At 56.8% G+C, this 12442-nt stretch carries 3 protein-coding genes and 5 rRNA genes; 3 read left to right on the top strand and 5 right to left on the bottom strand.

Going from position 1 to position 12442, the window contains the following annotated elements:
- Positions 1-6 precede the first annotated feature (6 nt).
- The gene (locus QEH68_RS01080; protein ID WP_242703474.1) at positions 7-870 is read left to right on the top strand and encodes a LysR substrate-binding domain-containing protein; all 864 of its coding nucleotides are present in this window, start codon (positions 7-9) and stop codon (positions 868-870) included.
- Positions 871-931: 61 nt separating this feature from the next.
- Here QEH68_RS01080 and rrf (QEH68_RS01075) read toward each other — a convergent pair.
- The 3 genes from rrf (QEH68_RS01075) to QEH68_RS01065 form a co-directional block, all read right to left on the bottom strand.
- Positions 932-1048 (bottom strand): 5S ribosomal RNA (gene rrf / locus QEH68_RS01075).
- 154 nt (positions 1049-1202) lie between these two features.
- Positions 1203-4360, bottom strand: a 23S ribosomal RNA gene (locus tag QEH68_RS01070).
- 540 nt (positions 4361-4900) lie between these two features.
- Positions 4901-6420 (bottom strand): 16S ribosomal RNA (locus tag QEH68_RS01065).
- Together the 16S, 23S and 5S rRNA genes form the textbook arrangement of a ribosomal RNA operon.
- Before the next feature lie 556 nt (positions 6421-6976).
- Between QEH68_RS01065 and QEH68_RS01060 the strand changes: the two genes are divergently transcribed.
- Together QEH68_RS01060 and QEH68_RS01055 are read left to right on the top strand one after the other, a co-directional pair.
- Positions 6977-7570 (top strand): HhH-GPD-type base excision DNA repair protein, encoded by a 594-nt coding sequence (locus tag QEH68_RS01060; RefSeq protein ID WP_280625771.1) that lies wholly within the window; start codon positions 6977-6979, stop codon positions 7568-7570.
- A gap of 188 nt (positions 7571-7758) precedes the next feature.
- Positions 7759-8112: a hypothetical protein gene (locus QEH68_RS01055; RefSeq protein WP_280625769.1), complete on the top strand. Its 354-nt coding sequence runs from the start codon at positions 7759-7761 to the stop codon at positions 8110-8112.
- Positions 8113-8579: 467 nt separating this feature from the next.
- Here QEH68_RS01055 and rrf (QEH68_RS01050) read toward each other — a convergent pair.
- Positions 8580-8696: ribosomal RNA gene (gene rrf / locus QEH68_RS01050) — 5S ribosomal RNA — on the bottom strand.
- Positions 8697-8850: 154 nt separating this feature from the next.
- Positions 8851-12008 (bottom strand): 23S ribosomal RNA (locus QEH68_RS01045).
- Positions 12009-12442 lie beyond the last annotated feature (434 nt).

Raw genomic sequence — 12442 nt, 5'->3', positions numbered from 1 at the left:
TAGGCCATGCCTATGAATCTCACGCACCTGCGGGCGTTCCACCTCGTAGCTACCCACGGCAGTTACGTCGCTGCGGCTGCAGCGGCGAAAGTGAGCCAACCAACCCTGTCCGAGCAGGTCCGCCTTTTGGAACGGCTCCATGAGGTCCAGCTCCTGCAGCGGGCTGGACGGTCCGTGGAGCTGACGCCTTTGGGAAGAGAGCTCCTGGCAGTCACAGCCAGGTTGTTCGCCGCCGAGCTCGAAGCCGAGACCGTCCTGGCCAGGGCTCGCAACGCCATGCAAGGAGAGCTCCGCTTCGGCACCGACGCTCCCATCAACGCCGTGGGCGTGCTCAGCACCTTCCGTCGGCTGAACCCGGGAGTCAGTATCCAACTCGTCAGCGGAAACTCCGCTGAGGTACGCAGAAGAGTCCTGGCCGGGACTGTTGATGTCGGCATCATCGCCGATGAAACGCCACATCCGGACTTGATGGCGCGCCGCCTCGGTACGCAGGACCTTGTGGCCTTTGTTCGGCAGGACCACCTGTTGGCCGGCAGCAAGGTGATCCGGCTCCGGGACCTCGTAGACCACCCGCTGATCATCAGGGAGATCGGTTCCGTCACCCGTAGGTCCATCGAAACAGCGCTCTCCGCAGCCCAGCTGCAACCAGCGGAAGTACTCGAGACCGATAGCCGGGAGGCAGTTCACGCGGCAGTGATCGCCGGCCTGGGCGTTGGGGTCATCGCAGAGGATGAATTCAACGACGATCCCCGGTTGGTGCTGCTTGACTTCGTTGATTCGATACCGCCGATAACGGAGTACCTGGTATTTCGACGGGACAAGCAGCGGAGCCATGTGGTGGATGCGGTGCTGGGGTGTGTGGGTGGTTAGGGGTTGGGTGGTTAAAGGGGAAGAGCCCCGACCTGTGGTCGGGGCTCTTGCCTTAATGGTTGTCCGGCGGTGTCCTACTCTCCCACACCCTCCCGGGTGCAGTACCATCGGCGCTGTGGGTCTTAGCTTCCGGGTTCGGAATGGGACCGGGCGTTTCCCCCACGCTATGACCGCCGTAACTCTGTTACCCGTCCCGGCCCCCTTTTTGGTGGGGGTGGGTGGGAAGACTTTGTGGTTACAACTGTGGTGTTGTTATTTAGTTGTTGGTTCCGGCAACCCTTGGTGCGGGTTGTTGTTCGGGAACCACATAGTGGACGCGTGCAGTGTGTTGTGTGGTGTAAGTTGTTGGCCTATTAGTACCGGTCAGCTTCACGAGTCTTTAGTCCTCGCTTCCACATCCGGCCTATCAACCCAGTGGTCTGGCTGGGGGCCTCTCACACATAAATGTGTATGGAAATCTCATCTTGAAGCGAGCTTCCCGCTTAGATGCTTTCAGCGGTTATCCCATCCGAACGTAGCTAATCAGCGATGCACTTGGCAGTACAACTGACACACCAGAGGTTCGTCCGTCCCGGTCCTCTCGTACTAAGGACAGCCCTTCTCAAATTTCCTGCGCGCGCAGCGGATAGGGACCGAACTGTCTCACGACGTTCTAAACCCAGCTCGCGTACCGCTTTAATGGGCGAACAGCCCAACCCTTGGGACCTACTCCAGCCCCAGGATGCGACGAGCCGACATCGAGGTGCCAAACCATGCCGTCGATATGGACTCTTGGGCAAGATCAGCCTGTTATCCCCGAGGTACCTTTTATCCGTTGAGCGACGGCCATTCCACAATGTACCGCCGGATCACTAGTCCCGACTTTCGTCCCTGCTTGAGATGTCTCTCTCACAGTCAAGCTCCCTTGTGCACTTACACTCGACACCTGATTGCCAACCAGGCTGAGGGAACCTTTGGGCGCCTCCGTTACTTTTTAGGAGGCAACCGCCCCAGTTAAACTACCCATCAGGCACTGTCCCTGACCCGGATCACGGGCCGAAGTTAGATGTCCAAAGTGACCAGAGTGGTATTTCAACGATGACTCCACCCGAACTGGCGTCCGGGTTTCAACGTCTCCCACCTATCCTACACAAGCCACTCCGAACACCAATACCAAACTATAGTAAAGGTCTCGGGGTCTTTCCGTCCTGCTGCGCGTAACGAGCATCTTTACTCGTACTGCAATTTCGCCGAGTTTATGGTTGAGACAGCGGGGAAGTCGTTACTCCATTCGTGCAGGTCGGAACTTACCCGACAAGGAATTTCGCTACCTTAGGATGGTTATAGTTACCACCGCCGTTTACTGGGGCTTAAATTCTCAGCTTCGCCACACAAGGTGGCTAACCGGTCCTCTTAACCTTCCAGCACCGGGCAGGAGTCAGTCCGTATACATCGTCTTGCGACTTCGCACGGACCTGTGTTTTTAGTAAACAGTCGCTTCCCCCTGGTCTCTGCGGCCCACACCCGCTCACGGAGAGCAAGTCTCCATCACGGGGCAGGCCCCCCTTCTCCCGAAGTTACGGGGGCATTTTGCCGAGTTCCTTAACCATAATTCTCTCGATCGCCTTGGTATTCTCTACCTGATCACCTGTGTCGGTTTGGGGTACGGGCGGCTAAAACCTCGCGTCGATGCTTTTCTAGGCAGCATAGGATCACCGGATCCCCCCATACGGGAGTCCCATCAGATCTCAGGAACGTGCTCGAAGCACACAGGAACGGATTTGCCTATCCCTGACCCTACATCCTTAGACCGGGGCAACCATCGCCCGGCCCGGCTACCTTCCTGCGTCACACCTGTTAATACGCTTACCTCCCGGGATCAGGTCCCGCGCTCGGCCAAAACCCACAACACCACAAGGGTGAGCGGGCAGGCTCCGGGCGGTTAGTATCCCCCGCTTGGCATGGGCGGTTTTTCGCCGGTACGGGAATATCAACCCGTTGTCCATCGACTACGCCTGTCGGCCTCGCCTTAGGTCCCGACTTACCCAGGGCAGATTAGCTTGACCCTGGAACCCTTGATCATTCGGCGGACGGGTTTCTCACCCGTCTTTCGCTACTCATGCCTGCATTCTCACTCGTGTAGGCTCCACCGCTGGTTTCCACCGCGACTTCACTGCCCACACGACGCTCCCCTACCACTCCACACCCCTGAACCACGAAGGCTAGGGCAATGTGTGAAATCCACAACTTCGGCGGTGTACTTGAGCCCCGCTACATTGTCGGCGCGGAATCACTTGACCAGTGAGCTATTACGCACTCTTTCAAGGATGGCTGCTTCTAAGCCAACCTCCTGGTTGTCTTCGCAACTCCACATCCTTTCCCACTTAGCACACGCTTAGGGGCCTTAGTTGGTGGTCTGGGCTGTTTCCCTCTCGACTATGAAGCTTATCCCCCACAGTCTCACTGCTGCGCTCTCACTTACCGGCATTCGGAGTTTGGCTGACGTCAGTAACCTTGTAGGGCCCATCGGCCATCCAGTAGCTCTACCTCCGGCAAGAAACACGCAACGCTGCACCTAAATGCATTTCGGGGAGAACCAGCTATCACGGAGTTTGATTGGCCTTTCACCCCTACCCACAGCTCATCCCCTCCATTTTCAACTGAAGTGGGTTCGGTCCTCCACGACGTCTTACCGTCGCTTCAACCTGGCCATGGGTAGATCACTCCGCTTCGGGTCTAGATCACGCCACTACACTCGCCCTGTTCAGACTCGCTTTCGCTACGGCTACCCCACACGGGTTAACCTCGCGACGTAACACTAACTCGCAGGCTCATTCTTCAAAAGGCACGCCGTCACAACTACTATGCGATCACTCGCGGTTGCTCCGACGGATTGTAAGCACACGGTTTCAGGTACTGTTTCACTCCCCTCCCGGGGTACTTTTCACCTTTCCCTCACGGTACTGGTCCGCTATCGGTCATTAGGAAGTATTTAGGCTTATCAGGTGGTCCTGACAGATTCGCACGGGATTTCTCGGGCCCCGTGCTACTTGGGATACTCTCCAGGCTGCACACAACATTACGGTTACGGGGCTCCCACCCTCTCTGGCCGGCCTTTCAAGACCGTTCACCTATGCCTGCACATCACCCCAACGGTCCGGCAGAACCATCACGGAAAGTCCCACAACCCCGCCCATGCAACGCCCGCCGGCTATCACACATGGAACGGTTTAGCCTGATCCGCGTTCGCTCGCCACTACTAACGGAATCACTATTGTTTTCTCTTCCTGCGGGTACTGAGATGTTTCACTTCCCCGCGTTCCCCCCACGCACCCTATGTGTTCAGATGCGGGTCACACAATCACCTTGCAGCGTTGTGCGGGGTTTCCCCATTCGGACATCCTGGGATCAACGCTCGGTTATCAACTCCCCCAGGCTTATCGCAGATTCCTACGTCCTTCTTCGGCTCCTAATGCCAAGGCATCCACCGTGTGCCCTTAAAAACTTGACCACACAAAGATCAAAAACTTACTCGAGAGAACCACGACCACAAGGGCCAGGTTCATTCATAAGAAATTGCTGTAGAAACACACACACCAACCCCGAAAGGCCAGCCATGCATGTCTCAGATGCTCGCGTCCACTATGTAGTTCTCAAACAACAACCCCATCAACCAGACCACCACCACCCCACACAGGGACACGCGGCAGAACCGGAAGCAGGAACAAAAGAAACACCAGAACGATGCCCTCTGCATTGCTGCAAAAAGGTCCTGTTGCCTCAGGACCCAACAGTGCGCCAAACACAACCCCCACAAACCATGCACCCCGGCAGCGTTCCCAACAACACCCACCCCCACAAAAAGCAGAGACACATGCTGCCGTACTGGCACCAGGACACAACCGGTAAAGGCCATGCCAAACAAGTTTGATTCGTTGATATTCCACCCATGAGCACCCACCGCAGAACAGACGCCTGCGCAATGGGCAACACTGACAACCACCACGAACTGCATACACAGAACACGGAACAGCTGCTAGCAGCTCCTTAGAAAGGAGGTGATCCAGCCGCACCTTCCGGTACGGCTACCTTGTTACGACTTAGTCCCAATCGCCGGTCCCACCTTCGACGGCTCCCCCCACAAGGGTTAGGCCACCGGCTTCGGGTGTTACCAACTTTCGTGACTTGACGGGCGGTGTGTACAAGGCCCGGGAACGTATTCACCGCAGCGTTGCTGATCTGCGATTACTAGCGACTCCGACTTCATGGGGTCGAGTTGCAGACCCCAATCCGAACTGAGACCGGCTTTTTGGGATTAGCTCCACCTCACAGTATCGCAACCCTTTGTACCGGCCATTGTAGCATGCGTGAAGCCCAAGACATAAGGGGCATGATGATTTGACGTCGTCCCCACCTTCCTCCGAGTTGACCCCGGCAGTCTCCTATGAGTCCCCGCCATAACGCGCTGGCAACATAGAACGAGGGTTGCGCTCGTTGCGGGACTTAACCCAACATCTCACGACACGAGCTGACGACAACCATGCACCACCTGTAAACCGACCGCAAGCGGGGCACCTGTTTCCAGGTATTACCGGTTCATGTCAAGCCTTGGTAAGGTTCTTCGCGTTGCATCGAATTAATCCGCATGCTCCGCCGCTTGTGCGGGCCCCCGTCAATTCCTTTGAGTTTTAGCCTTGCGGCCGTACTCCCCAGGCGGGGCACTTAATGCGTTAGCTACGGCGCGGAAAACGTGGAATGTCCCCCACACCTAGTGCCCAACGTTTACGGCATGGACTACCAGGGTATCTAATCCTGTTCGCTCCCCATGCTTTCGCTCCTCAGCGTCAGTTACAGCCCAGAGACCTGCCTTCGCCATCGGTGTTCCTCCTGATATCTGCGCATTTCACCGCTACACCAGGAATTCCAGTCTCCCCTACTGCACTCTAGTCTGCCCGTACCCACTGCAGAACCGGAGTTGAGCCCCGGTCTTTCACAGCAGACGCGACAAACCGCCTACGAGCTCTTTACGCCCAATAATTCCGGATAACGCTTGCGCCCTACGTATTACCGCGGCTGCTGGCACGTAGTTAGCCGGCGCTTCTTCTGCAGGTACCGTCACTTTCGCTTCTTCCCTACTGAAAGAGGTTTACAACCCGAAGGCCGTCATCCCTCACGCGGCGTCGCTGCATCAGGCTTGCGCCCATTGTGCAATATTCCCCACTGCTGCCTCCCGTAGGAGTCTGGGCCGTGTCTCAGTCCCAGTGTGGCCGGTCACCCTCTCAGGCCGGCTACCCGTCGTCGCCTTGGTAGGCCATTACCCCACCAACAAGCTGATAGGCCGCGAGTCCATCCAAAACCACAAAAGCTTTCCACCACCTGACATGCGTCAGACGGTCATATCCGGTATTAGACCCAGTTTCCCAGGCTTATCCCAGAGTCAAGGGCAGGTTACTCACGTGTTACTCACCCGTTCGCCACTAATCCCCCAGCAAGCTGGGATCATCGTTCGACTTGCATGTGTTAAGCACGCCGCCAGCGTTCATCCTGAGCCAGGATCAAACTCTCCGTTGAAAAAAACAAATCAAACAGACACAACCACACCCACCGGAAATAACGGCCGGCACGGCTGCACAAAATTCGAAACCAGCTGAAAACCAGACCACCACACACGGGGGTGCGCAATGATCCAGCCATAATTTCAACCAATCAATAAAACAATCGGTATCAACAAACTTGGCACACTATTGAGTTCTCAAACAACAGACCCCCCAAAACATCACCCACAGCACACCACACAAAGCAGCGCACCCAAACAGGGCCATTGGAAAAGAAGAGTTATTTTTGGCCGCCTACCGAACCGTACACACCTTCCGGCTTTCCGTTTCGCACCCGGCGACTCAGAAAACAATACACGCCCCCAACCCCCAACGCAAATCCACCCCCACACCCCCAAACCACCCACACCAAACCCACCCCCAAAACCCCACCAACCGCCTTCGAAAGCGCCGAACGTCAGGGCATCAGCTCCGCCGCACGGCAGGGAAGATATGCAGCGTGGCTGCAGCGCACTGCACAGTTATGGGTCGCAATCAGCGGGCCAATGACGTTGACGCCGCCTGGTGGGAGGATGGAACGCATGGAACTGCACATCACGGGAGATGCCGCCGCCGACAGACTGCTCAGTGACGACGCTTTTGCGTTGCTCACGGGTATGTTGCTCGATCAACAGGTCACCATGGAATCTGCCTTTGCTGGCCCCGAGAAGATTCGTGCCCGCCTCGGGTCCTTGGATCCAGCCACCATCGCTGAGCACGATCCCGTTGGTTTCGTCGAAGTATTCAAGGAGAAGCCGGCCGTCCATCGCTTCCCCGGTTCCATGGCCGGCAGGGTCCAGGCACTGGCGGAAACGGTCCACAGCGACTGGAATGGTGATGCTGCCTCGATCTGGACCCGCGGCAACCCCGACGGTCCCGAGGTACTGCGCCGACTTAAAGCGTTGCCAGGCTTCGGCGAGCAGAAGGCGAAGATCTTCCTGGCCCTGCTTGGCAAGCAATGCGGCCTTCAAGCCGATGGATGGCGGGAAGCCGCCGGCCACTACGGCGAGGAAGGATCGTACTTGTCCGTTGCCGACATCGTGGATCCACAGTCCTTGGTCAAGGTCCGTGCCAGCAAACAGGCAGCAAAGGCAGCGGCGAAGGCCGCGAAGTCGTCCAACGCCTAGTTCGCGCCGACTCTACCTTCTGACGTTTGTGCACGGCTCTCCTGGATTGCCATCATCGGCCACACCTCTGTTTGAACTCAGGCAGGTCGTGGCTCAAGCACGATGAATGGCACTGGAACGTTCGACGGGGCTTGAGACAGAAAGTTCATCGCTGAAGCGAAAGCCCGCCGACGGCACTTATGGACAGAATGAACCGCACCGCCTTGGAAAACGATGTTGCCACCCTGGAGGCGCTGCTGGCTGAGGGGGCTTCCCCCGATGCCCATGACAAAGCTGGTTTCACGCCACTACATTTCGCTGCCCAAGAATATGCTGTCGCCGCAGCGGATGCGAGCGGTGAACTAAGGGATGTGCCGCCCGGAAGCTACCGTTTGCGGGTCAGTGCGAAGGCCCGCGATGCAGGAGAAGACGGAGAGTTCTCCGAAGAGGTTATCGATTACTACCTGCTGGAGATGTGGCCAGCTTCGCAGCCGGACGCCATCCTGCGTTCCAGCAGCAAGGGCGCCGAGTACTGGCACAAGACGCATGGAAGCCGCCGCTGAACGCAGGAGTTGATTCTTCTTAGGCGCTGTTCACGCCCGGGCTTTGTGGGACCCACCGATGAGATGCCGGTGCCCTAAGGGTGCGGCTGACCTAACGCCCAGGCTCTCAAAGGAGAGCACCAGAGCGTTCGGTAGGGGATCGGCTTACGTGACATGACGTGGACTGGTCTTGGCCTTGTCTAAGCGCATAGACGGCTACGGCCAGATACCCCTGATTGCGCTATCAGCAGGCCCAGTCGAACGTAGCGGATTCCGGATCGAATTGAGCGTTGCCGCCACCGCCGAAGTTGAGCCCCGAGTTCTCTTCCAGTTCGAGGTACCAAGGAGTAAGCCCGCCAGGCATGGCTTTAGACGGGGAAGGCAGTTCCGCCCGAGAGTGGCGGTGCTGGGGTGTGTGGGTGGTTAGGGGTTGGGTGGTTAAAGGGGAAGAGCCCCGACCTGTGGTCGGGGCTCTTGCCTTAATGGTTGTCCGGCGGTGTCCTACTCTCCCACACCCTCCCGGGTGCAGTACCATCGGCGCTGTGGGTCTTAGCTTCCGGGTTCGGAATGGGACCGGGCGTTTCCCCCACGCTATGACCGCCGTAACTCTGTTACCCGTCCCGGCCCCCTTTTTGGTGGGGGTGGGTGGGAAGACTTTGTGGTTACAACTGTGGTGTTGTTATTTAGTTGTTGGTTCCGGCAACCCTTGGTGCGGGTTGTTGTTCGGGAACCACATAGTGGACGCGTGCAGTGTGTTGTGTGGTGTAAGTTGTTGGCCTATTAGTACCGGTCAGCTTCACGAGTCTTTAGTCCTCGCTTCCACATCCGGCCTATCAACCCAGTGGTCTGGCTGGGGGCCTCTCACACATAAATGTGTATGGAAATCTCATCTTGAAGCGAGCTTCCCGCTTAGATGCTTTCAGCGGTTATCCCATCCGAACGTAGCTAATCAGCGATGCACTTGGCAGTACAACTGACACACCAGAGGTTCGTCCGTCCCGGTCCTCTCGTACTAAGGACAGCCCTTCTCAAATTTCCTGCGCGCGCAGCGGATAGGGACCGAACTGTCTCACGACGTTCTAAACCCAGCTCGCGTACCGCTTTAATGGGCGAACAGCCCAACCCTTGGGACCTACTCCAGCCCCAGGATGCGACGAGCCGACATCGAGGTGCCAAACCATGCCGTCGATATGGACTCTTGGGCAAGATCAGCCTGTTATCCCCGAGGTACCTTTTATCCGTTGAGCGACGGCCATTCCACAATGTACCGCCGGATCACTAGTCCCGACTTTCGTCCCTGCTTGAGATGTCTCTCTCACAGTCAAGCTCCCTTGTGCACTTACACTCGACACCTGATTGCCAACCAGGCTGAGGGAACCTTTGGGCGCCTCCGTTACTTTTTAGGAGGCAACCGCCCCAGTTAAACTACCCATCAGGCACTGTCCCTGACCCGGATCACGGGCCGAAGTTAGATGTCCAAAGTGACCAGAGTGGTATTTCAACGATGACTCCACCCGAACTGGCGTCCGGGTTTCAACGTCTCCCACCTATCCTACACAAGCCACTCCGAACACCAATACCAAACTATAGTAAAGGTCTCGGGGTCTTTCCGTCCTGCTGCGCGTAACGAGCATCTTTACTCGTACTGCAATTTCGCCGAGTTTATGGTTGAGACAGCGGGGAAGTCGTTACTCCATTCGTGCAGGTCGGAACTTACCCGACAAGGAATTTCGCTACCTTAGGATGGTTATAGTTACCACCGCCGTTTACTGGGGCTTAAATTCTCAGCTTCGCCACACAAGGTGGCTAACCGGTCCTCTTAACCTTCCAGCACCGGGCAGGAGTCAGTCCGTATACATCGTCTTGCGACTTCGCACGGACCTGTGTTTTTAGTAAACAGTCGCTTCCCCCTGGTCTCTGCGGCCCACACCCGCTCACGGAGAGCAAGTCTCCATCACGGGGCAGGCCCCCCTTCTCCCGAAGTTACGGGGGCATTTTGCCGAGTTCCTTAACCATAATTCTCTCGATCGCCTTGGTATTCTCTACCTGATCACCTGTGTCGGTTTGGGGTACGGGCGGCTAAAACCTCGCGTCGATGCTTTTCTAGGCAGCATAGGATCACCGGATCCCCCCATACGGGAGTCCCATCAGATCTCAGGAACGTGCTCGAAGCACACAGGAACGGATTTGCCTATCCCTGACCCTACATCCTTAGACCGGGGCAACCATCGCCCGGCCCGGCTACCTTCCTGCGTCACACCTGTTAATACGCTTACCTCCCGGGATCAGGTCCCGCGCTCGGCCAAAACCCACAACACCACAAGGGTGAGCGGGCAGGCTCCGGGCGGTTAGTATCCCCCGCTTGGCATGGGCGGTTTTTCGCCGGTACGGGAATATCAACCCGTTGTCCATCGACTACGCCTGTCGGCCTCGCCTTAGGTCCCGACTTACCCAGGGCAGATTAGCTTGACCCTGGAACCCTTGATCATTCGGCGGACGGGTTTCTCACCCGTCTTTCGCTACTCATGCCTGCATTCTCACTCGTGTAGGCTCCACCGCTGGTTTCCACCGCGACTTCACTGCCCACACGACGCTCCCCTACCACTCCACACCCCTGAACCACGAAGGCTAGGGCAATGTGTGAAATCCACAACTTCGGCGGTGTACTTGAGCCCCGCTACATTGTCGGCGCGGAATCACTTGACCAGTGAGCTATTACGCACTCTTTCAAGGATGGCTGCTTCTAAGCCAACCTCCTGGTTGTCTTCGCAACTCCACATCCTTTCCCACTTAGCACACGCTTAGGGGCCTTAGTTGGTGGTCTGGGCTGTTTCCCTCTCGACTATGAAGCTTATCCCCCACAGTCTCACTGCTGCGCTCTCACTTACCGGCATTCGGAGTTTGGCTGACGTCAGTAACCTTGTAGGGCCCATCGGCCATCCAGTAGCTCTACCTCCGGCAAGAAACACGCAACGCTGCACCTAAATGCATTTCGGGGAGAACCAGCTATCACGGAGTTTGATTGGCCTTTCACCCCTACCCACAGCTCATCCCCTCCATTTTCAACTGAAGTGGGTTCGGTCCTCCACGACGTCTTACCGTCGCTTCAACCTGGCCATGGGTAGATCACTCCGCTTCGGGTCTAGATCACGCCACTACACTCGCCCTGTTCAGACTCGCTTTCGCTACGGCTACCCCACACGGGTTAACCTCGCGACGTAACACTAACTCGCAGGCTCATTCTTCAAAAGGCACGCCGTCACAACTACTATGCGATCACTCGCGGTTGCTCCGACGGATTGTAAGCACACGGTTTCAGGTACTGTTTCACTCCCCTCCCGGGGTACTTTTCACCTTTCCCTCACGGTACTGGTCCGCTATCGGTCATTAGGAAGTATTTAGGCTTATCAGGTGGTCCTGACAGATTCGCACGGGATTTCTCGGGCCCCGTGCTACTTGGGATACTCTCCAGGCTGCACACAACATTACGGTTACGGGGCTCCCACCCTCTCTGGCCGGCCTTTCAAGACCGTTCACCTATGCCTGCACATCACCCCAACGGTCCGGCAGAACCATCACGGAAAGTCCCACAACCCCGCCCATGCAACGCCCGCCGGCTATCACACATGGAACGGTTTAGCCTGATCCGCGTTCGCTCGCCACTACTAACGGAATCACTATTGTTTTCTCTTCCTGCGGGTACTGAGATGTTTCACTTCCCCGCGTTCCCCCCACGCACCCTATGTGTTCAGATGCGGGTCACACAATCACCTTGCAGCGTTGTGCGGGGTTTCCCCATTCGGACATCCTGGGATCAACGCTCGGTTATCAACTCCCCCAGGCTTATCGCAGATTCCTACGTCCTTCTTCGGCTCCTAATGCCAAGGCATCCACCGTGTGCCCTTAAAAACTTGACCACACAAAGATCAAAAACTTACTCGAGAGAACCACGACCACAAGGGCCAGGTTCATTCATAAGAAATTGCTGTAGAAACACACACACCAACCCCGAAAGGCCAGCCATGCATGTCTCAGATGCTCGCGTCCACTATGTAGTTCTCAAACAACAACCCCATCAACCAGACCACCACCACCCCACACAGGGACACGCGGCAGAACCGGAAGCAGGAACAAAAGAAACACCAGAACGATGCCCTCTGCATTGCTGCAAAAAGGTCCTGTTGCCTCAGGACCCAACAGTGCGCCAAACACAACCCCCACAAACCATGCACCCCGGCAGCGTTCCCAACAACACCCACCCCCACAAAAAGCAGAGACACATGCTGCCGTACTGGCACCAGGACACAACCGGTAAAGGCCATGCCAAACAAGTTTGATTCGTTGATATTCC

This window comes from Paenarthrobacter sp. OM7, from assembly GCF_029873575.1.
In the GTDB taxonomy this organism is placed as follows: domain Bacteria; phylum Actinomycetota; class Actinomycetes; order Actinomycetales; family Micrococcaceae; genus Arthrobacter.
The sequence above is the reverse complement of the archived record's forward strand: the minus strand, read 5'-3'. Positions and strand labels throughout refer to the sequence as shown.